Genomic DNA, 23,114 nt, shown 5'->3' on the forward strand with positions numbered 1-23,114 from the left:
CTTATCAATCATTGGCTCCGCTTCGATTAACGCAATACTTTGAGAGCGCCGCTCCATGCAAGCACTTGGTCAAGCATGCCGTTAACGTTCGTTAAGTGCAAGTCAGCCGGTTTGAATACCGAGCCGTTCTCGAAATCGGTGAACAGCGACAGTGCAGGGTGGACGCGAACGTCAGCTACGGAAAGCTCGCCGAGAATGCCGCGCAGATGCTCGGCAGCACGAGCACCGCCAACGGAGCCGTAGCTAACGATGCCTGCTGCTTTGTTGTTCCATGCTTCGCGAGCGAAGTCGAGCGCATTTTTCAATACGCCAGTAATGCTGTGGTTATATTCTTGAACGATAAATACGAAGCCGTCGAGGCTGTTCAGCTTTTCATTCCAAGCGGCAGCTTGTGCCGATGCATCTTCTTCACCGAAAAACGGCAGTTTGTATTCGGCGATATCTACGATTTCATAGTTAGCGTCGCCGCGCTTGTCCGCAACGCTTTTTACCCATTCGCCAACTTGCGGGCTAACGCGTCCTTGACGTGTGCTGCCCAGAATAATCCCGATATTTAATTTCGACATTCGTATTTCCTCCTTATTTGTCTTCCCTTATTTTCCCGGTCATCATGCTTTCTTATTCGCTGTGATGAGATGAAGCATTGGGAATATGAGTCAATAATAAGGGTTTTGATTAATAAAGTCAAGAAACTTACATAAAGTTTGTAATTTACAATTTGAACAAAGCTTTCTGATCTTTAAAAACAAGAGTTTAAAGCTACAGAAGCAATATTCAGCAGGAGGTGCAATAATGACAGAAATCGATCAGACGGAGCTGGACAAGCTCGTCAAAATTAGTCAACCGGCCAGGCGCGCGCTGCGTGGAGCCGGAATTACAACGCTGGAGCAGTTGGCGGAGTGGAGCAAGAGGGAGCTTCTCGGCTTGCATGGTCTGGGGCCAAAAGCGCTGCCGGAGCTAAACGCCGCATTGTCGGCGAAGGGAATGTCGTTCAAGCCATAGCGCGCATTACGCAATAAGAAGAGGATAACCTATGCGAACAGCGAGGTTGTCCTTTCTTTTTTTGCAGCTCTATGTCCTGTAAGCATTCCGCATTGCTTCAATCGTTTCGACCAGCTTCGTTCGCAGCTCCGGGGGAGCAATAGCTCTTACACCCGCTCCAAAGCTAAGGATAATCTGACAAGCCGATTCCAGCGTATTGAACTGCACTTCCGCTGAGATCATCCCTTCGCGAGGGGCAGAATGGTCCTTGACTTGCAAATAGCGCCGCTGCTTGAACGCATCAAACTTCGTTTCGGCAATCTCAACAGTTGCATCATAGCGAGGCAGCTCTCGAATGAACCGCATGGTGGATTGCTCCCAGAAGCGATCCAATTCAAAGCTGTCTGGTACGAAAAAATGCTCCTCCTGCTTATCTGCAGTCAGCAGCCGGGAAATGCGGTAGCTCTTGATCATTTCCTCAGCAGCTGCAACGACATACCAGATGCTTTGTTTGGCGACCAGTCCAAGAGGATCGATTACACGGGTAACCGTTTCTGTATCCTTTTGATACGTAATGAGCAGCTTTCTTTCCTCCCAGACCGCCTCTTGAATGGTTGGCAGCAGCGGAAACGATTCGATCGACTGATGCCAGCCCGCGCCGTCGATATGAATTTTTTGCCGGACCGTCTGGGCGTTTAGGCGGACGGAATCGGGAGAGGCGGCAAGCAGCTTCTCGAATGCCAGCTCATAATGCTTATGCATCCCCAAATCTTGAAGCAGGCTGCCCTGTGAGCTGAAGAACAGCGCAGCCAGCTCCTCCGCCTTCATGCCGGTTAATTGCGTCCGATATTGCGGCGAAAGCGTCCAGCCGCCCTGCGGACCGCGCTCTGCATATACGGGAACGCCAGCCGCACTGAGCGCATCCATATCTCTAATAATGGTGCGTTTCGTAACCTCCAGCTTCTCGGCCAGCTGGCCGGTCGTAAGCTTTCCGTAATTTTGCAGCTGCAGCAGGATGGATAACAACCGGTCACTTTTCATCGCGTGTTCAAGCCCTTTCTAAGGAAGATCATATTTATTTCATTGTAGCAGATAATGATGACAGAGGTTGTCATATACAGGGCGGTATGATTAGAACGCAGACAAAACAGAAGATGGAAAAGAGGGCTTTTATGAAAACATTAGCAGGTAAAATCGCAGTTGTAGCGGGAGCAACCAGGGGAGCGGGCAGAGCAATAGCTGTTGCGCTGGGCGAAGCTGGAGCAACGGTATATTGCACAGGACGCAGTGTAAAGGGGAAGCGTTCGGACCTGAATCGGCCGGAGACCATTGATGAAACGGCGGAAATGGTGACGGCCGCAGGCGGAATTGGCATCGCAGTTCAAGTCGATCATACGGCGGAATCCCAGGTACAGGAGCTGTTCAAGCGAATTGGAGGAGAGCAGCAGGGCAGGCTTGATATTCTCGTCAACGACATATGGGGAGGAGATCAGCTTATTGACTGGAAAAAGCCGTTCTGGGAGCATTCGCTGGATAAAGGCTTGCTTGTACAAGACCGTGCGGTCCGCTCGCATATGTATAACAGCTATTATGCGGCTCCGTTAATGGTGGAGAGAGGGAGCGGTCTCATTATCGAAGTGACGGACGGGACCGGTTATAACTATCGGGGAAATCTGTACTATAGCTTGGCGAAAGTATCGGCCATTCATTTGGCAGCGGCGATGGCTGCCGATCTGCAAGCTACAGGTGTGACGGCGCTTTGCGTTACGCCGGGCTTTCTGCGGTCGGAGGAGATGCTGGAGCATTTCAAAGTGACCGAGGCGAACTGGCAGGATGCGGTGAATAGCGGAATTCCCGATGCCGAGCACTTTGGAGAATCGGAAACGCCCTATCTTTTGGCGCGAGGTGTCGCTAAGCTGGCAGCTGACCCTAACGTCTCCGATAATGCAGGCAAAACATTGGCAAGCTGGGATCTGTCGGAAACCTATGGCTATACCGATGTGGACGGACGCTCGCCGCATTGGGGAAGGTATGCCAAGAAGTTAGGCATCTATCAGGGAGAATAAATATAGAAAAGACTACTGTCATCTGGCGACAGTAGTCCAATGGGCAGGGCGGGATAACGAAGGCGGCAGTTTCGTAGCATCATTTCCTTTGGCAGCGTTAAGCTGGGATTGCGTTAGAAAAATACTTTCGGTCAGGTCGGCACCGCCGAGATCCGTATCCCGGAAATCGGCTCCGATCAGATCGGCGCCGCGCAGATCGGCATTGGCGAAATTAGCGGCGATCAGCAAAGCACCGCGCAAGTTAGCGCCCCGCAAGTCGGCGCCTTTCATATTTGCTCCGATGAGATCGGCCCCGCGGCCGATCTTTTTAGTGCGTTTCCCGCCCTTCGATTGCGGCGCGGCCTTGGAAGCTGCGGTACGGCGAACGTCTTCGCTAATCTGAAGCAGCAGCTCATTGACTTCCATTCGATGGGTAATGATGTCGAGCTTCATAACCTCTTCCGGACGTAACAGAGTTAGTCGCTCGATCTGATCATACATGTCGCCCAGTTTCTCATGCAGCGAGCGGGCTGCCGGGTAGGTTAACGCTTCGTTGATATACCAGAGCAGCTCCTGCAGCTGACGCATGACTGGCAGCACATCGAACATCAGCTTTGCTGTCTCCGGCGCTTCCCGCCAGCTTTTTCCTTTGAAGGTGGTGTTGCTAATTTTTTGCCCGGCGCCAAAGCAATCATATACGGTACAGCCGCGGAAGCCCTGGGGGCGAAGGCGGTCATGAATGCCGCAGCGGAAATTTTGCTGCAGATGATTGCAGGCTTGTCCCGCATTTTTATCAACAGCGAAGTCGCTTGACGCTCCGAAAGGCAAGGCGACACAGCATAAGCCGAAGCAGTTCTCGCAGTCGCCAAGCAGCTCAGCGCGACGCTGATCCGTTAGTGATAACGGGTTCGAATTTATGTCAGACATGTTCTAAACTCCCTTTTATTCTCATTATTCCATCGTATTACGGTTGTTCCAATTCGTCAAATGCGTTGCAGTATCCTTGCGAGGGGGAGGGATGTAAATTATAATAAGGGAGAAAGGGAGGTCGATCGGGATGGAAAATCTATTTGCTAGTCGAAACTCATGCAAAGCCGGATATTAGGGCGATACTTTGCATGGGGACCACAATTTAATATTTAATTTGGTCGCCCTCGATCGTTTCGTTTCTAATAATGGGCTTTGCACCTTATTTGGCAACAACCTAAAAATAAGGAGCTGAAAAGCATGAATACACCATTCATTAGAAACCATCAATTTAATTTTATTAAGAAACAGATTAAAATGCTTCAAAACGCTTGCACTACCGTATCGGATATGAAAATCGTCGAGTCTGTGCGTACCGGTGTCTTAACCGCCATTACGGAGCTGTTTCCACAGGCAACCGAAGGGCAAAAGCAGCTGCTGGAGCAATGCGCGACAGCCAAAACGGCCGTCGAATTTCAGCAGTATATCGACTCGCTAGTACCTTATCTTGAGGAATTTACTCCAGTAACGGATCAGCAATTGAAGAAGCTGTTTCCCAAAATAAAGAAGCTTAAGCTTCCAGATTTAAATGAAGTGGATTACCGCTATACCACTTATCTGGGCTGGAGCGATATCGCGAGCAGCAGACGTTTTCTTGCTTATCACTTAAACGGCAAGCTAGTTGGAGTGGAAGGAAGAATAACGCCGGCGAACAAAAAAACGATTTGCTTCGTCTGCAATCGCTTGGAAGAGGTTGCATTGTTCACGGCAATAACCAAAGCCAAACCGGCAAATGCTTCCCCGGACTATTACAAAGCGATCGGCCAGTATATGTGCTTGAATAGCGAAACCTGCAACGGAAATGTTACGGATACCGATAAGCTGGAGAAGTTTATCGAGGATGTAACGTCTACTGTATATAAGAATTAATAAGGAATGGCGATGCCGAGTAGGCATCGCCATTTTTATATTTGCGCTGCTCTTCGTGCTTACATACTTTTTTCATAAAAGCTGGAACAAAATTTGGAAATGCTTTGTCTAATCCTTGGAGGTGAAATTGTGGAGGAGCAATACTGGAAGTACCTGAACGGCATGGATGCCAATCTGCTGCGGGAGCTTATGGAGCAGTACGGGCAGGAAGTGTGGAATTTAGCTTATATTTTAACGAAACGGCATGATCTGGCTGACGATATTACACAGGATGTGTTTTTTAATGCCTATCGCAATATTCGGCTCTTTAGAGGAGAGTCTTCCATCCAGACGTGGCTGCTATCCATTACGCGAAATACATCGATTAATTATTTGCGAACGGCTTTTATACGCAAAGTGACGCTGATGGAATGGATAAGCGACCTCGGAAACAGTCCTTCTGCCGAGAAAGAAGTGTTGGAGCAATCCTTCTCCGACGATATATGGCGGGCGGTCATGGAGCTTCCTCTTAAATATAGAGAGGTGCTTATTTTATCTGGCAAATATGACTTATCCATTAAAGAAATTGCAAAAACGCTTGGTATTTCGGAAGGGACTGTGAAGTCCAGAATATCCCGGGCGCGCAACAAAATGAACAACTGGAATGAAGGGGTGGGAACTTATGAGCGATCCTAAAACCGAATGGATGCGAAAGCTGAAGGCAACCGATCCATTGCGGGAAAAAACCTTCACTCCTGAGAAAATGGAGGCCATTGTGATGAAAACCGTTCATTCAAGCAGAAAATCGCCAAGAAACAAGCAAAAGCCGCGTGTATTTGCCTTTACGATAGCAATTGTGCTCGCCGCCTTGCTCCTAGTTGGCATTTTACCCTCGGGTCCGTATACGGGATGGCTTCTTAACGCATTCGGAACCGGGTGGACGATAGGCAAACAAGCAGCGCCTAATCCTTCAGATCCTCCAATTGAAACGGGACAGCCGGAGACTGAGCCGCCTGGGACAACGGAACCTCCACCGGAAACGGCTCCGCTAACCGGCAAATTGAGGGAGCATTTGCCGTTCAGTACGGAAAGCGAGATGACCATTGCCATTCATGACAAGCAAAGCGGAAGCGACTATGCGATACTGGCCGGCCGAAATTATGTGATTCTGCAAAGCATAAACGGGACAGATTTAACGGCTGCACAAGCTCCCAAAGCCGATTCGGAAGCAAGCACGTTCCTCCGTTTCACAGCAGATAATCAAACCTATGAGCTTCCGTACCGTCTAGAATCCAATACGGTGGAATGGAAAGGGCAGTCGTTCTATATGGATGATGGCATACTGCTGCTCATGCACGGCCTGCTGCAGCCGCAGTCCAAGCTGGGCGTCATTAATCAGCTGTTTGAGCAGGCGCAGCTGGAGCTGGAAAATGATCAAGTGTCACGCAGCGATGCTGTCTACGCATCGGACCGGCTTGAAGTGAACGGCAAAGATTATGCGGTATGGGAGAAGGAGCTTCAGAAGCTTACGCCAAACAGCGAGCAGAAATTTTATAATCTCGCTACAGAAAAGATGGATAGTGTAAGGCAATATGAGCCAGGCATCTTGACCTTGAGTTTATCCATCGTATTCGAAGATGCGTCCTTTCAGACGAAGGACAACATTCGGGTCGGATCAACGGAAGCGGAGGTTGTCCAATCGCTTGGCGAGCCAAACCTCAAATCGGCTGCGAAATGGAGCTATAAAATCGGAGACAGCACCCGGTTTCATCTTTATTTCCAGGATGGAAAGGTCGCATTTATTGCTCTGACCATGCCGTTGTAAAAGAAATGTAAACAGGAAAGAGAAGGCCCGCCTGTCGGCAAGCCCTCTCTTTTTTTTTTGTTGCAGTTATTTGAGTGTCCCTTGTTTCACCGCATTCGCAAACCAAGAGGAGGCGGAGGTAAGCTTCAATTCAGCTGCCGGGCCAGATTGACCAGGCTTAGGCAGAAGAGCGCTGTTGGATCCAATCCATTCGTATAGCCCAGCTAAGCCTGCACTTGTCTCCTCGCCAAGCAGCGGACGAAGCGCAGCTTCGAAATCTGTAGTGGCAAGGGGATGGAAGGCGACTGGACGGCCGAGCGTTTCGCCAAGCTGAGCCGCCAATTGGCGGCCGGTTAAGTAATCTGGACCAATTACAGGCACCGATTGCCCAGCAAGCTCTGGATGCTGAATCGCATAGACGGCATATTGCGCAGCATCATCGATGCTGACCCAAGCCAGCGGCTCATCCGCTGGAACAGGATAAGCAAGAAGCTGATCGTTAAATACACCGGGAACGAACAAGTTTTCCAAATAAAGCGTTGGCTGCAGAAACACAACCGGCAAGCCGCTTTCCTTAGCTTCGTTGATTAGTTGCCGTTTGAATTCAATCGCAACGGCTTCCGTAGCCTGATCCGGAACAAAGACATTCGTGTTGAGAACGAGCAGCTCAATTTGCGCGGATTTCGCGGCATCGATTGCATTTTTCAAGTAACGTTTGGCAAGCTCTGCCCGATAGTCAACGGGAAGCTGCAAGTAAACGATGTCGGCATGTTGATGAGCCTTCACTAAGCTCTCGTAATCATTAAGGTCTCCTAACTGCGCATGAATTCCTCTTGATCGCAGCTGTTCTGTTTTTTCTTCCGTTCTGGCGAATGCGTACACCTCAAAGCCCGCTTGCAGCAATTTGTCTGCGACTGCACCGCCCTGCACGCCCGCTGCTCCGTAGACCAGAACCTTTTTTGCTGTTGACATCATAATTGTTCCTCCTGATTTTTATATCGTGTTAACATTGTGAAAGCGCGTTTCTGTATGCTATAACCATAGTAGTGGATAGCGGACGAATACGTAAGTACGCACATTTTTTATAGGTAGTATCTTTTTTTATACCAAGGGGGAAGTACAGGATGGAGAAGGCAGACGGGGGATGTCCGGTTGAAGCGGCAGTCAAGCTGATTGGCGGCAAGTGGAAAATCGTCATCTTATATCAACTGGTCACGAGCGGGCCGAAGCGTTTCAATGAGCTAAGAAGAATTTTTCCTGAGGTAACACAGCGGATGCTGACTCTGCAGCTGCGCGAATTGGAGGATGACGGTTTAATTAACCGGAAGGTGTATCATGAGGTGCCGCCTAAGGTTGAATATTCGGTATCGGAGCTTGGGCAAAGCCTGCATCAGGTTCTGCTTCATATTCAGGATTGGGGATTATACTATATGGAACAGAAAGCTGCTAAAAATTAATTATTTACCGTTCGTTCTCATAATGGTATGATGTTTTTGCGGGAGGGAAGGCTTATGGCGCGAAGCAAACTGTTTGATGAGAATGAAGTGCTGCATAAGGCGATGCAGCTGTTCTGGGAACAAGGCTATGAGAAAACATCGATGAATGATCTCGTCGAGCATATGGGGATTCACCGCCGGAGCTTGTACGATACATTTGGCGATAAGCGCACATTGTTCATGAAGGCGATGGAGCGATACTCGGATATTATAGAGGCCAGACTTAGCAGTGGCGTTGCCCGCAGCGACAATGCGATGCAGGCGGTTCATTTTTTATTCGATTTTATGATCGAGGGCTATGAGGACAAGCCTTCTGGCTGTCTGTTCGTCAATACTGCTGTAGAACTGGGTCCCCGCGATTCGGAAATCGGTAATAAAGCCGTTAAAGGCTTTACGGATATGGAGCAGCTGTTAACCGATATTATCGGCAAAGGACAGCAATCCGGAGAATTTACAACGGAGCTGGGGGCCAGCGAGCTTGCCGAGCATTTGCATAATGTGCTGCTTGGGTTACGGGTACAGGGGCGGGCTAATGTGGACAAAGAGAAGCTGCATCGCATCGCCCGGCTGTCGCTAATGATATTGAATAAATGAGAGCGGCAGCCTCTTTTTTTTGACCGTTACAGAACGATCATTCTTAAAAATGATGCTTACACCGCTTCCCATCATTCTAAAAACGAAGAGGAGTCGATAACCATGACAGCATTAACTCAGGATTTGACAGGGAAAGTTGCGTTAATTACCGGTGCTACACGAGGAATTGGCTTGGAGACAGCACGCGGTTTAAGCAAGCTGGGCGCTAACGTTATTATTGGCGGCCGCGATCAGCAAAAAGCGGATGATGTTGTAAAGCTGCTGGCTCAAGAAGGGTTGAAAGCGGAAGGCCTGAAGCTTGATGTCAATGAGCATGCGGATCACAAGGAAGCTTATGCTTACCTGGAGCGGAAATATGGCAAACTCGATATTTTAATCAACAATGCAGGTATTTTGCTGGATGCGGAGAGTGCATCGCATCAAATCATCAACCGGACTAGCACGATTTCGGAGGGCGAGCTTCGTGAAACATTTGATGTGAACTTTTTTGCCCCCATTGCACTGACTCAAACGCTGCTGCCGCTTATCCGCAAATCGGATTCAGGAAGAATCGTCAATTTGTCCAGCGTCTTGGGATCACTTCATCTTCAGGCCGATCCGGCATCGCCGTTCTATTCCATGAAAACATTTGCTTATAACGCTTCCAAAGCAGCACTTAACGCTTTTACGATTCATCTGGCTGCCGAACTGAAGGATACTCCCATTAAAGTGAACTCCGTTCATCCAGGATGGGTTCAAACGGAAATGGGCGGCGCGCGAGCAAATGTCGACATTGTTGAAGGAAGCCGTACAAGTATCATCATGGCCACATTGCCAGCGGACGGACCTACCGGAGGTTTCTTCCATCTGGAAAATCCATTGCCTTGGTAAACGTATTGCCGTTTATCGTAAAAAGTGAAAAATGGTTCTTCGCTTCCTCCAGCTGTCTGGATAGAACGGGGAGCTATTTTTCTGTTTTGCTTCGCTTGACTTTAAATGAACGATCATTTAATATAACATTCATAAGCCTATGGCGTGATGACAAGGCTTAATGAAACCTAAGTGAATGAATATATTTTTTTCTACTCATTTAATCGAATGTTCATTTATTTAAAAGGAGTGATGCTGCTTTCTTTTAAAAATACAGGACAGAAGCTGACGTGCATATTCATTCACATTCAACCGGATACAAAATTGAAATATATTGGAGGCTATTATAAATGCAAATTATCGATAAAATTTATATAAACGGTCAATTTGTCACTCCTCAAGGGACAGAGGTACAAACCCTCATTAATCCATCTACGAAACAAGTGATCGGACAGGTTACGTTAGCAAATGCTAAAGATACACAGGATGCTGTCGCTGCCGCCAAACAAGCTTTTAAAACTTTTAAACATACGACGGTGGAGCAGCGGGCCAATATGCTGCAAAGACTTCATGACGCGGTACTTGCTCGAAAGGATGAACTAAGTGAAGCGTTTATTGAAGAATACGGAAGCGCTGCAGCCGCTGCACCTAACTTTACCGACATCGCTGTCAAAAGCTTTATGTTGGCGAAGGAAACACTTGAGAGCTTTGCATTCACCAAAAAAATTGGAACGGCAAACGTCAGGTTAGAGCCGCTCGGGGTTATCGGCATAATTACACCGTGGAATGCCAATTACACGTATATTGCTTCCAAGCTTGCGACCGCTATCGCTGCCGGTTGCACGACAGTCATAAAACCAAGCGAGCTCAGCGCGATCCAAACGCAATTGATTACGGAATGCTTACATGCAGCGGAAATTCCGGCTGGCGTCATTAATATTGTAACCGGGACCGGACAAGAGGCAGGTACTGAATTAATCCGCAATGCTGATATTGCGAAAATATCTTTTACGGGATCGACCGAAGTGGGCAAAATCATTCAAAGAGGCGCCGCGGACACGATGAAACGAGTGACGCTGGAGCTCGGCGGCAAGTCGCCGAACATTATTTTGGACGATGCAGATTTGAACCAAGCTATTCCGCTTGCACTCATGTTATGTTATGGAAATAACGGTCAAACCTGTATGGCTGCATCCCGGTTAATCGTACCGGAGCATCGTCTTGGGGAAGTCAAGGCTATAGCATCTGCGTTTATGTCGCATATCAAGGTGGGCGACCCTCGGGAAATGGACACGCAAATTGGACCTATGGTTAGCCAAACACAATATGAACGGGTACAGCGTTATATTCAAGCCGGCATTGACGAAGGTGCGGAATTAGTTGCAGGCGGTATGGGGCATCCGGAAGGACTTGAACATGGTTATTTTGTGAAACCGACAGTCTTTGCCAATGTGAAGCCGGCAATGACGATTGCACAAGAGGAGATTTTTGGACCGGTATTATCGATCTTGACCTATCAATCCGAAGAGGAGGCCATTGCAATTGCCAATGATACGGTGTATGGCTTGGCTGCCTATATCAGCACTCCTGATATGGAGAAAGCCAATCGGATCGCCGCTCAAATCGAGGCAGGTGTGGTTATGATTAATGGTGTAATGGTCGATATGAATGCCCCGTTTGGCGGCTTCAAGCAATCCGGCATCGGCAGGGAGTTTGGCGTATACGGATTGGAAGAGCATTTGGAGCCAAAATCGATTTCGGGCTATTTGATCCAAGACTAACCGGCAGATAAAAGAAAAGCAGAATATAAAGAACCCCGCGAATTTGAATTTTGCGGGGTTCTTCACAGGTTGAGACCTGTCTAGAGGAGTTCCAGTTCAATAACCGTATTCCGCGGATCCGGAAGCGGGAACGAAAGAGAATCTTGCTTGGAGAAATTAACGTAAGCGTCGTTCACAAATTCCGCCGTGTTCCAAGGCCGGCTTAGAATGAGCTCCGAGCCGTCAGCGAGCAGACGCGCTTTGCGCACTTTGCCGGCAAGTCCGGCAAGATTGATCGGCCCAATGCTCTCTTCAAACACATGAGCATACAGCTTGTTCCCGCGCTGCGTATAGCGTCCCCACTCCGGCTTCGGCAATTCGGAGGCTCCGCAGCCATAGATGCTGCTGCCATTACGGCTGATCCAATCGCCTACTTCGGATAAAATGTCGAGCGATTCCTTCGGAATTTTACCTTTGGCATCAGGGCCAACGTTGAGCAGCATATTGCCGTTTTTGCTGACGCATTCGACCAATTTGCGGATGATCGTCGTTGGTTTTTTATAATAATGATCGGCTGCTGCGTATCCCCAGTTGTTGTTAAGCGTAACGCAGGCTTCCCATGGAAGCGGAGTTCCGTCATGGGCAACGATGCCGCCCGGCGGAATAATTTGCTCAGGGGAGGCGAAGTCGCCGGCGTAAATCGTCGGATCATTCGTATACATCGTGCCGCCGCCCTCGCTGCTGCCTTCTAATCGGTTGTCAATGACAATGTGAGGCTGCAGCTCGCGCATCATCTCCATCAGCTCCGTAGCCCGCCACTTCTCGCCGCGCATCGTATCGTAGGAGAAGTCGAACCACATAATGTCCAGCTTGCCGTAGTTGGTCAGCAGCTCGCGCACTTGACCGTGCATGTAGTCGACGTAGCGGCTGAAGTTTTGCGGATCGCGTTTGTAGCTTTCATCATGCTTCATCGGATGGAACTTGTCGCCGTAAGCCGGGTAATCCTCGTGATACCAGTCAATGATAGAGTAGTACAGACCGACCTTCAGACCCTCTGCGCGGAAAGCCTCCAGAAACTCGCTTACAAGGTCCCGGCCTGCTTTCGTGTTCGTCGATTTATATTCAGTCAGCTTGCTGTCGAAGAGACAGAAGCCCTCATGATGCTTCGCTGTCAGAACGGCATATTTCATGCCGGCCTGCTTAGCGGCTTTTGCCCATTCTCTCGGGTTATAGTCAACCGGATCGAACTCATCGAAATATTGCTGATAATCCTCGACGCTTATATTTTCGTTGGAGCGGATCCATTCTCCCCGTGCCGGAATTGCGTATAGCCCCCAGTGAATAAACATGCCAAAGCGTTCGTTCAAAAACCACTTGGTTCTTTCCGTTCTTTCTTGAATCTGATTGGTTTGTTGTGCGCTCATTGTATCAACCTCCGTTAGCTGGAATGACTTTGATTTTAGCAAGGTTATGATAGAATAGACAGATAGATGCCTAACCTGTACGGGTATAAAACTAACTATAATCGAGGTTCAGCCGCTATGACCGATAACCGGAATATGGCCATTCAGCAAATGGTCGCAAGCATGCAGGTTCACATATGGGAAGCCAGAAAGCAGCAGTGCTGGCCCGAATGGAGAGACATCGACTATACCCCTTCCTATAACAAACTCTATTATATTTTGGAGGGAGAGGGCTGGCTGAAAATCGGCGATCATGAGCTGTACCCGACCCCAGGACAGCTTATTCTAATGCCGTCCCATGTCAAGCAATCATACTCAACAATTAGCGACAAGCCTTTTCTCAAGCATTGGTGCCATTTCTCTGCGACGGTGGGCAATTCGGACGTATTCCAGTGGCTGGATGTCCCTTATTGCTACGACTCGCTTGACCCGGCAATTATGAAGGATCTGTTCGAGCAGCTGTCGGAGGCGAATATGCAAAGCTCTGTTACAGCGCGGTTGAAGGAAAAATCGGTGCTGCTCAACATTTTATCGCATATTATTGAGCACGAGCCTATTCACATCCTGCAGAACAAGACGGATGAAATGGAGAGGCTGTCTATTATTCAGCAGTATATCGAGAATCATCTGCATGAAGAGGTGACGGTGGAGCGGATGGCTGCTGTGCTGCATTTGCATCCCAACTATTTCATTAAATATTTCAAGCGGCATTTCGGCATTCCGCCTCTCCGGTATATGAATTTGAAGCGGATGGACAAGGCCAAATTGATGCTTCAGACAACTTCCTCAAGCATTAAGGAAATTGCTTTGTCGACGGGATTTGATGATGCGAACTATTTCTCGAAAATATTCCGCAAAGAAGTCGGCTATAGCCCTTCGGAATACCGCTCCCAGCTTTAGCATGGACGGGGAAAAATAAGGATCGCTCAGCTGCAATAGCCGGGCGATCCTTATTTGCTATCGTATCCGGCCGAGTCCCTTAATAAAACATTTATGTTCACCAGTTGCAACATTCAGAGAAGTGCTGTCGTTTTAGTAGACATCCCCGAAGAAAAGGATGATGCAACTATGATAAACAAAAAGAAAAAAATAGCGTTGGCCGGATTTGCCGCTGCCCTCGGTTTGGTGCCGTTGCTTCATGCTATACCGGTTCAAGCCGCAGTACAAAAGACAGAGGTCAAGTTCCAGTTGAACGAGAAATCGTATACGAATAATACCGGCGTTCATGCGCTTGCTGCTGCACCTTTCATTTTGCATAATACGACGATGGTGCCTTTACGGGCATTGACCGAGTCATTAGGCGGAACGATTCAATGGAATGAGAAGAGCCAGACCGCAACGCTGTCCGGCGGTTCGTACGGCAAGCTGACTATTAAAGTGAATGACAGCTGGCTTATTGATAAACAGGGCAATAAACAGAAGCTTCCAGAGAAGGTTGTCCAAACGAAAGGGACGATTTTCGTTCCGGTACGGAATATAGCGCAAGCGATGGGAGCGAAGGTAACGTGGAACGGAACGGCTAAGACGATCGCAATTTCCAGCACGCTGCCTGAAACCGGCTCTAAAACCTACCGTTATTCATTCGATAAAGACCTGGAAGGCTGGTCGGGCCATTTTGCCGATTTGCCGGTTAACTATGATCAGTCGATCTATGAATTGGCCTTTGCCAGAGAAGCGATCCCTGACACCGGAAGCAGCGCAGCGAATTACGGCTTGAAGCTGAAGGGCATGAATCGCAGCGATGATCTGTTTATGTTTTTAACGAAGAAGGTAGATGGTCTTGCGAAAAATACGACTTACAACGCCAAGCTGGAGTTTGCGATGTATACGAAAGAAGCAGGCGAGATGATCGGCGTCGGCGGAGCTCCCGGCGAATCTCTCTATATAAAGGCTGGCGTAGTGGCAACTGAGCCGAAAACGGTGCAAACTAATGATAGAGGCGAATCGTATTACCGGATGAATCTGGACAAAGGCAATCAAGCGACAGATGGCAAAGATATGAAGCTCGTCGGCAATGCCGTTAAGCCGGATTCGGGCAAAGAAGGCTATCAGCGCAAGACATTCACGTACAATGTCAAAGTGAAAACCGACAACAATGGACAGCTGTTTATTATTATCGGCAGTGACTCCGGCTATGAAGGCTTGACAACCTTGTATTTCGACGATATTTCGTTGACACTGACTCCTTAATCGGCAAATTGAATGATAAGACATAACAATATGAAGAATGAGCTTGTTCCTGTCCGGGACAAGCTCGTTTTTCTCTAATGGCGATCCATAGGCGTATTACGGTTTACAAATGAGGGGAGGATTTGTTAATATAGTTGAAATATTATAAACGCGATGACGAGAAGAGTAAGGCGGATATGTCCTGTACAGAGAGCTCCGGATGCTGAAAAGGAGCCAGGAAGGCCCGCCTGAACCAAGCCTCTGAGCAGTACGCCGGAACGTGAAGGGATGGCGCGACGGGAGCTCCCGTTACAGAGCTAGAGTATAAGCATGGCTGTGCCTTGCCGTACTTGAAGAGGTTAATATGGCGACATATTAATGAACCTGGGGTGGCACCACGAAATTTCGTCCCCAAGACTTGAAGTCTTGGAGGTGGGATTTTTTTTTGTGCCAAAATAAACGTTCATTAGGAGGAGCCAGCTATGCATACCGAACAAGATCCGCAATCAGACCATTTTTTATTTAAAGAAATAAGTGCGGAGCTTAAGACACTGCCATTCGAACGGGAGATGTGCACACGTTTCCCGCCAGAGCCTAACGGCTATCTTCATATTGGCAGTGCTTATGCGATTCATACGAATTACATGATGGCAAGACGGTTCAATGGAACGTTCCATTTGCGTTTCGACGATACGAATCCTCTTAAGGAGGATATCCGATATGTGGAGGCAATTATTGAAGATATGAAGTGGCTGGGCTATGATCCCGGTCCGCATATCTATTATGGCTCAGACTACTCCCAGACGATATACGATGCGGCCGTTCAATTGATTCGTAAGGGGAAAGCTTACGTCTGCGACTTAACACCAGAGGAAATGAAGCTGCACCGGGGAACGTTGACGGAGCCGGGTACGGATAGTCCGTTCCGCAACCGGACGGTAGAGGAGAATCTGGCATTGTTCCAGCAAATGAAGGAAGGTGAATTTCCTGCTTCCTCGAAGATTCTCCGGGCCAAAATCGATATGAAATCACCGAATATAACGCTGCGGGACCCTGCTCTTTATCGCATTTTGCATGCTGAGCATTACAGAACAGGAACGAAATGGTGCATTTTTCCAATGTATGATTTCGCTCACCCGATTCAAGACGCTATTGAAGGCATTACGTATTCGCTATGCTCGATTGAATTCAAGGAACATAGACCGCTGTACGAATGGGTGCTGAACGAGCTGGATATACCGGAGCCTCCCCGTCAAAGAGAGTTTGGACGGCTAAGTCTGACAGGCGTGGTGACAAGCAAGCGATTTTTGCGGCAGCTGGTCGAAGGCGGTTATGTAGACGGCTGGGATGATCCGAGGCTTCCGACGCTGCGCGGGTTGCGAAGAAGAGGGTATACGCCGGAGAGCATTCAGAGCTTTATTGAAGAGATCGGCAATATCCGGGCCAGCAGTACCGTTGATATTTCGCTGTTGGATCAACTGCTGAGGCAGGATTTGAAGGCAAAGACGGTTAGCGTGATGGCTGTTTTGCAGCCGCTGAAGGTCGTAATTACGAATTATCCGGAAGGAGAGAGCGAATTGCTTTCCTTGGAGAATAACAGCGAGAACAACGAGCTTGGCAAACGGGAAGTGCCTTTCTCCAGAACGATATATATCGAGCGGGAGGACTTTATGGAGCATCCGGTCAAAGGCTTTCATCGTTTGACACCTCAAGGCGAAGTCAGGCTGAAGGGAGCTTATTTTATCCGTTGTGAAGAGGTCATCAAGGACGAGGTTACGGGGGAAGTGACCGAGCTGCGCTGTACGTATGATCCGCTTACGAAAAGCGGCAGCGGCTTTGAAGGCCGCAAGGTAAAAGGGACGATTCATTGGGTGTCCGCCAATCATGCTGTAGAGGCTGATATTCATCTATATGAGAGGTTGCTGCTCGAGGATAAGCTCCCGGAAGGGGACAATTGGGCGGAAGTGTTGAATGCTGATTCCCGTGTCGTCTCGAGGGCTCTCATTGAGCCATATATCGAGAGTGCTGCTCCGGAGCAAAAATTTCAATTTTTCCGGCATGGATATTTCAGTGTCGATCCCCGCCTGACTCGTGATCGCCAGCTCGTATTCAATCGGATTGTTCCGTTAAAGGACAGCTGGAATAAGCGGTGAATTTTTGAATAGGTGATTGCTTGCTCCTCTAGTGCGGGGGAAACGATTCAGTAAAATCGAGTCGCTGTGCTGAAGGGGAAACAAAATGCAAAAGTGCATGCTGATGAGCATCAAAAGCTCCAAAATCGCCTTCAAAATGCAAAAGTGCAGTTGAAATCGCCAAATTTTCCTCTACAGGGCTGTTTTTGGCCAATCAAACTGCACATTTGCATTTTGACGCTGTAAATCTGCGAAAACAGGTCTAACAAACTGCAGATTTACATTTTGAGTTTTTCTGACATCATGAAATCGAAGATTGTCTTGCAGACACTGAGTGGTGAAATGAGGGAAAAGATTGAGGTATATTTATGTAGAATATAAAAATTATGAAGAACGAATTCCTCAGACCATTTTTTCTGAGATTGACGATCTTGGTTATGAGGTGAGGAAAATTGAAAAATATTTTGATGGAACAGTTAGTTACGCTCCTGATGACAGAGAGACAGGAATAACTCTTCTCGCAGATCAAGTGATTCCTAACGTTGATGAAATAAATGCAGAAGAAGATGTACAGGCTCGTCATTTGACAAAAGATGAGTTCGAGAAATTGTGGTTTGAATATACGAATGAGTAGCTTGTTATATAATGGCGGTAAAATATGTCGTTGTCTTGCTTTGTCGATTAACGGTTCCCGGTGAGGGAACCGTTTTTTTGCGCCGATGCAGGAGGGGCGACTCAAAAGTTTGCAACATTGCAGCTAAGCTAATCCTGCACCGTCCCCGATTTCCCAAGCATCGCGTCAAAATAAGCGTCGTCGGGATAGACGTAGGGCGATTTCGGTTGCTTGATCGTTTTGATCTCATCGATTTGCAGCTCCATGATTTCATTGCCGAGGTAATGGGTCAAACCGATCGTCCCGGTTGCCTGGACCCATGTGTCATCGGCTAGCTTCTGGCCATCAGGTATAACCGCAAGAATGCCATACGGCTCGGTGTCCGCGGAGCAGCATAACATCGCCAGGCGGGAAATAACAAATTGTCCGTCCTTCATCGTATCCTCGCGATAGACAAAACCGCTAATTGCTACTCTTTTTCCAATAAAATTATCTCTGTACAAATCGAATGTGGTTAACGTCTCAATAAAACCAAATTCATTGATAGTGACAGCGTCATCGCTCTGATACAGCTTCATGCCGAGCTTCGCATGAAGTTCCGTATAAGTGTCATAAGGAAACAAGGCTTGCAGAGGATCGATAGCTGGCGTAGGCGGGGCTGTTGCATCCGGCAGTTCAGCCGCCTCCGCTGTCTCCGTTTCTTTAGTCACATCTGGTTGAATGCTGGTTTCCGGGACGACAGACGTGCTAGCAGCCGCCGAATCAGCCCCACGGACCAGCGCGCTGCTGGTTAGATTCACGCCCTTCAAGGAAGCCATTCCACTTCCGAGCAAAGTATCCGGCGTGAACAGTCCAAGTCCAAGCGGCAATAAAAACAAGCTGTACACGGCAGTGTTTTTCCATATGGAAGAGGCGATCGGGTGGTGGCAGCCGCAAGTCTCCCTTCTCTTGGCATCATAGGATTGAAGCGCAATAAAAGCTTGGCAAACCGCAACCAGAAAGAGGCCTAAAGCCGCGAGCTTCACGTACAGCTCTGTTCTTGGCGCTATGTAGTAATGAAGCCTGCCCTCCTGCACAAGGCGAACGATGAGGCAGGAGAAGCTGCCGAGTATAGCGGAACGCAGTAAATAATGGAACAGCATTGATCGTTGCCGCACTGGTTTTCCTCCTTTCTTTATAAAGGCGATAGATAGAAATGTCCGATGATGACAGAGCCGGCAAGCACACTGATCGCAATGAGGATGGTGAGCAGCAGAACAAATCGGCTTTTAAAGACAGACAGCAGCATTAACGTGCTCTTGAAGTCCAGCATCGGTCCAAACACAAGGAAGGTAAGCAGTGATGCCGACGAAAAGGTAGTGACGAAGGAAGAAGCGACGAACGCATCCGATGTTGAACAGAGCGATAGTAAATAAGCAAAGCCCATCATGAACAGATGTGAGCTCCATTCCCCTTGTCCAATGCTTGCCAGACTGGCTCTAGGCAGAAAGGTTTGAATCGCTGCGGTTAGGATGGAGCCGACCATGACATATTTGCCCATATCAAAAAATTCACTGCCAGCATGATCCATCATCGCTAAAAATTTGCCGCCTCCATGCTGATGCTGGTGTCCATGGTGGTGATGATTGTGGTGATGACTGCCATGTCCATGTCCATCTTGATCTATCGGAGTCGCGCTATCATTCTTTAATGGATTGTAGCGGACAAACTTATAAATGATCATGCCAATCGTGATTCCAGCAAGCAGAGCAAGTCCTAACCGGGAGTAGACCAGTTCGGGCCGGGTGCGGAAAGCGGTATAGGTGGCGGCGATGACGACAGGATTGACTATGGGACCGGCCAAAATAAATACGACGCCAATGTATAGCGGCATGCCTTTGGCGATTAAACGTCTAACGATCGGAATTAGTCCGCATTCGCACACCGGGAACAGAAAGCCCAGCAAGCAGGCGACCAGGATGCCCAGCAGCGGATTGCGGGGGATTATTTTCCGAATGAGGGACTCTGAAATAAACAGCTGCATGAACGAAGAAACGAATACGCCTAAAAGAAGGAAAGGCAGCGTTTCGAGTAAGATGCCGAGAAGGATGGTCTTAAATGTTGAGAAAGACTGCATGGAAGGCCAATCCGGCAGTGACAAGCGGGCGAATAGACCGGGATCAAAGGATAGGACAAGGAAGAGCCCGATAATGGCAATAAAGACGGCATGGATGCCGTAACGGTAAATAAGGGTGCGCAAAGGCAATTCCTCCGTGAGCTATCGAAATCTATATTAATCGTAATGATTACATATAGATCGTATACAGTCCCAGCTTATCTGTCAAGCGTTTCCACTGCTGAAATATGCCCGAGGATAAAAAAGTTGGCGGCGGTAAACATTAAGCCTAATCAGCTTAAATGGAGGATGCTATGTCATACGTAACGAGTGCGGGGCTGCTGCTCGGCGGATTGTCCATCATTAATATTATCCTGTCGTATCAAAGCAAGCATATCGACCCGCATTTTTGGACCACCGTTAAGTTCCAACTGCTGATGCTGCCGCTTTTCCTGATCGCGAACATTTGCATCGGTTACGGAATTCGATTCGGCTACAAAGCATCGGGTCAGTTGAGCTATATACTGGTAGCGGCGAAGTGCCTCGAAATTCTGATTTCATTGGCAATGGGCTATCTCTTCATGAAGGAGCTCCCGAATTGGAAAACGTGGCTGGGCATCGTTATAATCGTCATTGGCGTGCTGCTAGTGAAGCAGAAATAAATAAAGGCAGCCGATATAGTCTGCAATCTATCAAGAGTGGCAGCGGCCGACTAAAGTGTACATGAGGATACAAACGCCATAAACCGTTTGGCTGCCGGGGAGACAAATCCGTCCCTGCGCCATTTTATCCCGATTTCCCAATTCCAGCCTTCATCGGAGATTGGAACCCATACGAGATCATCGAGCATTAACCCTAACGTTCGTGGCAGAACAGATACGCCTAGTCCGGCTTTAATAAATCCAGCGACTGTGATCAAGTCTTCTGCATCATAAGTCGAAGCCAAATGAAATCCGGTTTCTTGAAAGCGGGATAGGATGGTTGCTTTCAATCCGCAGTTATTTTTCAATCCGATAAAGGGCTCTCCTGAAAGCTCCATCATCCTAAGAGAACTGCGGCTAGAGTAGGGATGGTCAGCAGATACGACAATGTACAGCGGCATTCGTTTTATGCAAATCCACGTCTGATCGTCGTTTACCGATTCCTTCGAGGTGATCATAATATCCGCGAAGCCTTGCTCCAGCTGTTCATTAATATCGCCGATATTTCCTTGCATTAGTTCAAATCGTGCTTTGGGATTACTCGACTGATAAGATTTTACGAGATTTGGGATCAAATCGACGCCGAGAATATTGAGATAGGCTAGCGAAATGACGCCAGTCTCGGGATTGGACCATTCTTCAATTTCCTGCAAGCCATTCTCAATATTTTGCAAAGCCTGCACGATCCATTTGGAGAACATCGTGCCATACCGATTCAGTTTGATATTGCGGCCATTACGGTCGAATAAGGGAACGCCGATTTCGGTCTCGAGCTTAGAGATAGCATGGCTTAATGCAGGCTGGGTGATGCGAAGGGATTCAGAGGCGCGGGTCATATGCTGCAGCCTTGCAACCGCAAGAAAATATTCCAATTGTGTGAGTTCCATTATGTGCACCTTCTTTATATGAATATTATTCATTGTTTTTATAATTTTAATCAATTATACATATCAGAACTGTGCGTGTAAAATTCAACGTAAGAAAGGAGAGATCAAGTCATGTTGTCAAATAAATGGCCTCAGGCTATTTCCAGTTTTGTGCTAGCCAGCAATTCGCATCAAACGGATGCGATGCTCGCCGCTTTTGCCGATGATGCAGTTCTGATCGACGATAATCGGGTTTTTGAAGGGAAAGCGGCGATTAGAAAATGGAGCGATGGCGAGTTTATCGGTTCACGGGTAAGCTTGACGATTCTAGACTCTATTCTTGAAGGTGAAGAGCCAAGTCTAGGGGTTGAAATTAACGGAGATTACCCGAATTGTCCTTATTTTTTTAATTTTTCCTTTAGATTGGAGAACAATCTAATCAAACAATTAAACATTTCAGAAACGTAAGGAGACAAGCTCACATGAATCAAATCCATCATTCATATATAAATACTTCCGAATTTGAAGGTAAAAAGGTGCTCGTAACCGGCGGCACCAAAGGTATGGGACAAGCAGTTGTCAACAAGCTTGTGAAAGGCGGTGCCACCGTCATGACTGCGGCAAGGTCCTTGTCTTCGGATATACTGGAATCGGTATTGTTCATTCAGTCTGATCTGGCAACAAGAGAGGGTGCCGATACAATCATTCAAGCTGTTAAGGATGAGTGGGGAAGCATCGATATTGTCATTCATTGCGTTGGGGGTTCATCCACACCTCCAGGAGGCGCGCTCGCTTTGTCGGATGAGGATTGGCTGCAAGCGCTGAATTGGAATTTGCTGTCTGCCGTCCGGCTGGATCATGGACTAATTCCTCTTATGCTAAAGGGAGGAGCAGGGGCTATTCTTCACTTTACTTCCATTCAACGCAAGCTCCCGTTATACGAGACGACGCTTGCTTATGCGGCTGCAAAAGCTGCCCTTGCTAATTACAGCAAAGGCTTGTCCAATGAATTTTCACCTCAAGGCATTCGTGTAAACTCGCTTTCTCCAGGCTTTATTCAGACAGAGGCAGCAGATGCTATGATTGATCGTATTGCAACTTCAACCGGCAGCAGAGAGAGTGCACTGCAGCAATTGATGAATTCACTTGGCGGCATACCGCTTGGCCGTCCGGGATTACCGGAAGAGGTTGCTGAATTAGCCGCTTTTCTCGTGTCCGATCGGGCATCTGCAATTACCGGAAGTGAATTTGTCATCGATGGGGGAACGATTCCGACGATTTAACTTAACATCCTGCTGTTCAAATAGAAAATAACAGGCAATAACAAACAAAAGGCCCATCTCGATGGGCCTTTTGCGTATTTGGATATATCTTTTACAGGCAAATGGTGTGGAGGTTATCTCTTAGTAGCTTTTACCGTAGCCGCCGGTACCGACGCCGCCAACATTGTTGCCGTAACCGCCAGTGCCTACACCGCCGACATTGTTGCCATAACCGCCGGTACCGATGCCGCCGACATTGTTACCGTAACCGCCGGTACCGATGCCGCCAACATTGTTGCCGTAGCCGCCGAAGAATCCGCAGCTGCAAGCGATAATCACTAATAAAATAAACAGAACCAAAATGATTCCAACATTATGAGTACCACCAAATCCGGACATTGATTAAAGC

General features: G+C 48.1%; 26 protein-coding genes and 1 other annotated feature. Of the genes, 16 read left to right on the top strand and 10 right to left on the bottom strand.

All coding sequences use genetic code 11. The annotated features are described in order from the left end of the window. Positions 1–26: 26 nt before the first annotated feature. Positions 27–566 carry an NADPH-dependent FMN reductase gene (locus ACFVVF_RS01605; RefSeq protein WP_387804786.1) on the bottom strand — a complete coding sequence of 180 codons (540 nt, stop codon included), beginning with the start codon at positions 564–566 and terminating at the stop codon, positions 27–29. A gap of 226 nt (positions 567–792) precedes the next feature. Between ACFVVF_RS01605 and ACFVVF_RS01610 the strand changes: the two genes are divergently transcribed. Beyond that, positions 793–1,002, top strand: coding sequence for a DNA-directed RNA polymerase subunit alpha C-terminal domain-containing protein (locus ACFVVF_RS01610; protein ID WP_387804788.1), 210 nt, complete (start codon positions 793–795; stop codon positions 1,000–1,002). Between the two features lie 69 nt (positions 1,003–1,071). Here ACFVVF_RS01610 and ACFVVF_RS01615 read toward each other — a convergent pair whose 3' ends face one another. After that, complete coding sequence (locus ACFVVF_RS01615) at positions 1,072–2,022, bottom strand: helix-turn-helix transcriptional regulator (RefSeq protein WP_387804789.1); 951 nt, start codon at positions 2,020–2,022, stop codon at positions 1,072–1,074. A gap of 131 nt (positions 2,023–2,153) precedes the next feature. Here ACFVVF_RS01615 and ACFVVF_RS01620 point away from each other — a divergent pair, with 131 nt between their 5' ends. Then, positions 2,154–3,047, top strand: coding sequence for an SDR family oxidoreductase (locus ACFVVF_RS01620; RefSeq protein ID WP_387804791.1), 894 nt, complete (start codon positions 2,154–2,156; stop codon positions 3,045–3,047). Positions 3,048–3,065: 18 nt separating this feature from the next. On the opposite strand, the gene ACFVVF_RS01625 is transcribed toward ACFVVF_RS01620, so the two are convergent. After that, on the bottom strand, positions 3,066–3,953 hold the full coding sequence (locus ACFVVF_RS01625) for a pentapeptide repeat-containing protein (RefSeq protein WP_387804793.1): 888 nt from the start codon (positions 3,951–3,953) through the stop codon (positions 3,066–3,068). Between the two features lie 300 nt (positions 3,954–4,253). Here ACFVVF_RS01625 and ACFVVF_RS01630 point away from each other — a divergent pair, with 300 nt between their 5' ends. From ACFVVF_RS01630 to ACFVVF_RS01640, 3 genes are all read left to right on the top strand, one after another. Then, positions 4,254–4,922, top strand: coding sequence for a FusB/FusC family EF-G-binding protein (locus ACFVVF_RS01630; RefSeq protein ID WP_387804795.1), 669 nt, complete (start codon positions 4,254–4,256; stop codon positions 4,920–4,922). Between the two features lie 129 nt (positions 4,923–5,051). Then, positions 5,052–5,597, top strand: a complete 546-nt coding sequence (locus ACFVVF_RS01635; protein ID WP_387804796.1) for an RNA polymerase sigma factor — start codon at positions 5,052–5,054, stop codon at positions 5,595–5,597. Beyond that, positions 5,584–6,726, top strand: coding sequence for a hypothetical protein (locus ACFVVF_RS01640; protein ID WP_387804798.1), 1,143 nt, complete (start codon positions 5,584–5,586; stop codon positions 6,724–6,726). Before ACFVVF_RS01635 ends, ACFVVF_RS01640 begins: the two co-directional genes overlap by 14 nt. Before the next feature lie 66 nt (positions 6,727–6,792). On the opposite strand, the gene ACFVVF_RS01645 is transcribed toward ACFVVF_RS01640, so the two are convergent. Next, positions 6,793–7,680, bottom strand: a complete 888-nt coding sequence (locus tag ACFVVF_RS01645; RefSeq protein WP_387804800.1) for an SDR family oxidoreductase — start codon at positions 7,678–7,680, stop codon at positions 6,793–6,795. Positions 7,681–7,829: 149 nt separating this feature from the next. Between ACFVVF_RS01645 and ACFVVF_RS01650 the strand changes: the two genes are divergently transcribed. The 4 genes from ACFVVF_RS01650 to ACFVVF_RS01665 all read left to right on the top strand — a co-directional run bounded on the left by ACFVVF_RS01650 (position 7,830) and on the right by ACFVVF_RS01665 (position 11,425). Next, on the top strand, positions 7,830–8,162 hold the full coding sequence (locus tag ACFVVF_RS01650) for a winged helix-turn-helix transcriptional regulator (RefSeq protein ID WP_387804802.1): 333 nt from the start codon (positions 7,830–7,832) through the stop codon (positions 8,160–8,162). 54 nt (positions 8,163–8,216) lie between these two features. Continuing rightward, positions 8,217–8,795, top strand: coding sequence for a TetR/AcrR family transcriptional regulator (locus ACFVVF_RS01655; protein ID WP_387804804.1), 579 nt, complete (start codon positions 8,217–8,219; stop codon positions 8,793–8,795). Positions 8,796–8,897: 102 nt separating this feature from the next. Beyond that, positions 8,898–9,665 (top strand): SDR family oxidoreductase, encoded by a 768-nt coding sequence (locus ACFVVF_RS01660; RefSeq protein ID WP_387804806.1) that lies wholly within the window; start codon positions 8,898–8,900, stop codon positions 9,663–9,665. 329 nt (positions 9,666–9,994) lie between these two features. Further along, positions 9,995–11,425, top strand: a complete 1,431-nt coding sequence (locus ACFVVF_RS01665) for an aldehyde dehydrogenase family protein (protein ID WP_387804807.1) — start codon at positions 9,995–9,997, stop codon at positions 11,423–11,425. 80 nt (positions 11,426–11,505) lie between these two features. On the opposite strand, the gene ACFVVF_RS01670 is transcribed toward ACFVVF_RS01665, so the two are convergent. Further along, the gene (locus ACFVVF_RS01670; protein ID WP_387804808.1) at positions 11,506–12,828 is read right to left on the bottom strand and encodes an alpha-L-fucosidase; all 1,323 of its coding nucleotides are present in this window, start codon (positions 12,826–12,828) and stop codon (positions 11,506–11,508) included. 117 nt (positions 12,829–12,945) lie between these two features. Here ACFVVF_RS01670 and ACFVVF_RS01675 point away from each other — a divergent pair, with 117 nt between their 5' ends. The 3 genes from ACFVVF_RS01675 to ACFVVF_RS01685 all read left to right on the top strand — a co-directional run bounded on the left by ACFVVF_RS01675 (position 12,946) and on the right by ACFVVF_RS01685 (position 17,189). Further along, positions 12,946–13,767 (top strand): AraC family transcriptional regulator, encoded by an 822-nt coding sequence (locus tag ACFVVF_RS01675; protein WP_387804810.1) that lies wholly within the window; start codon positions 12,946–12,948, stop codon positions 13,765–13,767. A 168-nt stretch (positions 13,768–13,935) separates the two neighbouring features. Next, a complete protein-coding gene (locus tag ACFVVF_RS01680) occupies positions 13,936–15,057 on the top strand; it encodes a stalk domain-containing protein (RefSeq protein WP_387804812.1) in 1,122 nt (373 codons plus the stop codon). A gap of 144 nt (positions 15,058–15,201) precedes the next feature. Then, positions 15,202–15,452, top strand: a binding site (T-box leader). Positions 15,453–15,518: 66 nt separating this feature from the next. After that, the gene (locus ACFVVF_RS01685; RefSeq protein ID WP_387804814.1) at positions 15,519–17,189 is read left to right on the top strand and encodes a glutamine--tRNA ligase/YqeY domain fusion protein; all 1,671 of its coding nucleotides are present in this window, start codon (positions 15,519–15,521) and stop codon (positions 17,187–17,189) included. Positions 17,190–17,217: 28 nt separating this feature from the next. Here ACFVVF_RS01685 and ACFVVF_RS01690 read toward each other — a convergent pair whose 3' ends face one another. After that, complete coding sequence (locus ACFVVF_RS01690; RefSeq protein WP_387804816.1) at positions 17,218–17,382, bottom strand: hypothetical protein; 165 nt, start codon at positions 17,380–17,382, stop codon at positions 17,218–17,220. A gap of 141 nt (positions 17,383–17,523) precedes the next feature. Between ACFVVF_RS01690 and ACFVVF_RS01695 the strand changes: the two genes are divergently transcribed. Further along, the gene (locus tag ACFVVF_RS01695; RefSeq protein ID WP_387804817.1) at positions 17,524–17,802 is read left to right on the top strand and encodes a DUF6881 domain-containing protein; all 279 of its coding nucleotides are present in this window, start codon (positions 17,524–17,526) and stop codon (positions 17,800–17,802) included. 128 nt (positions 17,803–17,930) lie between these two features. On the opposite strand, the gene ACFVVF_RS01700 is transcribed toward ACFVVF_RS01695, so the two are convergent. Both ACFVVF_RS01700 and ACFVVF_RS01705 read right to left on the bottom strand, forming a co-directional pair. Further along, complete coding sequence (locus tag ACFVVF_RS01700; RefSeq protein ID WP_387804819.1) at positions 17,931–18,938, bottom strand: TIGR03943 family putative permease subunit; 1,008 nt, start codon at positions 18,936–18,938, stop codon at positions 17,931–17,933. A 17-nt stretch (positions 18,939–18,955) separates the two neighbouring features. After that, positions 18,956–20,020, bottom strand: a complete 1,065-nt coding sequence (locus tag ACFVVF_RS01705; protein WP_387804821.1) for a permease — start codon at positions 20,018–20,020, stop codon at positions 18,956–18,958. Positions 20,021–20,190: 170 nt separating this feature from the next. On the opposite strand from ACFVVF_RS01705, the gene ACFVVF_RS01710 reads away from it, so the two are divergent. After that, the gene (locus ACFVVF_RS01710) at positions 20,191–20,538 is read left to right on the top strand and encodes a hypothetical protein (RefSeq protein WP_387804822.1); all 348 of its coding nucleotides are present in this window, start codon (positions 20,191–20,193) and stop codon (positions 20,536–20,538) included. Between the two features lie 50 nt (positions 20,539–20,588). Here the strand turns inward: ACFVVF_RS01710 and ACFVVF_RS01715 are convergent, their stop codons facing one another. Continuing rightward, a complete protein-coding gene (locus tag ACFVVF_RS01715) occupies positions 20,589–21,464 on the bottom strand; it encodes a LysR family transcriptional regulator (RefSeq protein ID WP_387804824.1) in 876 nt (291 codons plus the stop codon). Between the two features lie 111 nt (positions 21,465–21,575). On the opposite strand from ACFVVF_RS01715, the gene ACFVVF_RS01720 reads away from it, so the two are divergent. Beyond that, complete coding sequence (locus ACFVVF_RS01720; protein WP_387804825.1) at positions 21,576–21,911, top strand: YybH family protein; 336 nt, start codon at positions 21,576–21,578, stop codon at positions 21,909–21,911. Between the two features lie 14 nt (positions 21,912–21,925). After that, positions 21,926–22,726 carry an SDR family oxidoreductase gene (locus tag ACFVVF_RS01725; protein ID WP_387804827.1) on the top strand — a complete coding sequence of 267 codons (801 nt, stop codon included), beginning with the start codon at positions 21,926–21,928 and terminating at the stop codon, positions 22,724–22,726. Between the two features lie 120 nt (positions 22,727–22,846). On the opposite strand, the gene ACFVVF_RS01730 is transcribed toward ACFVVF_RS01725, so the two are convergent. Continuing rightward, positions 22,847–23,104 carry a hypothetical protein gene (locus tag ACFVVF_RS01730; protein WP_387804829.1) on the bottom strand — a complete coding sequence of 86 codons (258 nt, stop codon included), beginning with the start codon at positions 23,102–23,104 and terminating at the stop codon, positions 22,847–22,849. Between the last annotated feature and the right edge of the window lie 10 nt (positions 23,105–23,114).

The organism is Paenibacillus sp. NPDC058174, from assembly GCF_042883865.1.
In the GTDB taxonomy this organism is placed as follows: Bacteria; Bacillota; Bacilli; order Paenibacillales; family Paenibacillaceae; genus Pristimantibacillus.

Bases quoted from the DNA above. Each gene is read 5' to 3' on its own strand.
- ACFVVF_RS01605 (WP_387804786.1), bottom strand. From the start codon at position 566: ATGTCGAAATTAAATATCGGGATTATTCTGGGCAGCACACGTCAAGGA.
- ACFVVF_RS01610 (WP_387804788.1), top strand. From the start codon at position 793: ATGACAGAAATCGATCAGACGGAGCTGGACAAGCTCGTCAAAATTAGT.
- ACFVVF_RS01615 (WP_387804789.1), bottom strand. From the start codon at position 2,022: ATGAAAAGTGACCGGTTGTTATCCATCCTGCTGCAGCTGCAAAATTAC.
- ACFVVF_RS01620 (WP_387804791.1), top strand. From the start codon at position 2,154: ATGAAAACATTAGCAGGTAAAATCGCAGTTGTAGCGGGAGCAACCAGG.
- ACFVVF_RS01625 (WP_387804793.1), bottom strand. From the start codon at position 3,953: ATGTCTGACATAAATTCGAACCCGTTATCACTAACGGATCAGCGTCGC.
- ACFVVF_RS01630 (WP_387804795.1), top strand. From the start codon at position 4,254: ATGAATACACCATTCATTAGAAACCATCAATTTAATTTTATTAAGAAA.
- ACFVVF_RS01640 (WP_387804798.1), top strand. From the start codon at position 5,584: ATGAGCGATCCTAAAACCGAATGGATGCGAAAGCTGAAGGCAACCGAT.
- ACFVVF_RS01645 (WP_387804800.1), bottom strand. From the start codon at position 7,680: ATGATGTCAACAGCAAAAAAGGTTCTGGTCTACGGAGCAGCGGGCGTG.
- ACFVVF_RS01650 (WP_387804802.1), top strand. From the start codon at position 7,830: ATGGAGAAGGCAGACGGGGGATGTCCGGTTGAAGCGGCAGTCAAGCTG.
- ACFVVF_RS01655 (WP_387804804.1), top strand. From the start codon at position 8,217: ATGGCGCGAAGCAAACTGTTTGATGAGAATGAAGTGCTGCATAAGGCG.
- ACFVVF_RS01660 (WP_387804806.1), top strand. From the start codon at position 8,898: ATGACAGCATTAACTCAGGATTTGACAGGGAAAGTTGCGTTAATTACC.
- ACFVVF_RS01665 (WP_387804807.1), top strand. From the start codon at position 9,995: ATGCAAATTATCGATAAAATTTATATAAACGGTCAATTTGTCACTCCT.
- ACFVVF_RS01670 (WP_387804808.1), bottom strand. From the start codon at position 12,828: ATGAGCGCACAACAAACCAATCAGATTCAAGAAAGAACGGAAAGAACC.
- ACFVVF_RS01675 (WP_387804810.1), top strand. From the start codon at position 12,946: ATGACCGATAACCGGAATATGGCCATTCAGCAAATGGTCGCAAGCATG.
- ACFVVF_RS01680 (WP_387804812.1), top strand. From the start codon at position 13,936: ATGATAAACAAAAAGAAAAAAATAGCGTTGGCCGGATTTGCCGCTGCC.
- ACFVVF_RS01685 (WP_387804814.1), top strand. From the start codon at position 15,519: ATGCATACCGAACAAGATCCGCAATCAGACCATTTTTTATTTAAAGAA.
- ACFVVF_RS01710 (WP_387804822.1), top strand. From the start codon at position 20,191: ATGTCATACGTAACGAGTGCGGGGCTGCTGCTCGGCGGATTGTCCATC.
- ACFVVF_RS01715 (WP_387804824.1), bottom strand. From the start codon at position 21,464: ATGGAACTCACACAATTGGAATATTTTCTTGCGGTTGCAAGGCTGCAG.
- ACFVVF_RS01720 (WP_387804825.1), top strand. From the start codon at position 21,576: ATGTTGTCAAATAAATGGCCTCAGGCTATTTCCAGTTTTGTGCTAGCC.
- ACFVVF_RS01725 (WP_387804827.1), top strand. From the start codon at position 21,926: ATGAATCAAATCCATCATTCATATATAAATACTTCCGAATTTGAAGGT.
- ACFVVF_RS01730 (WP_387804829.1), bottom strand. From the start codon at position 23,104: ATGTCCGGATTTGGTGGTACTCATAATGTTGGAATCATTTTGGTTCTG.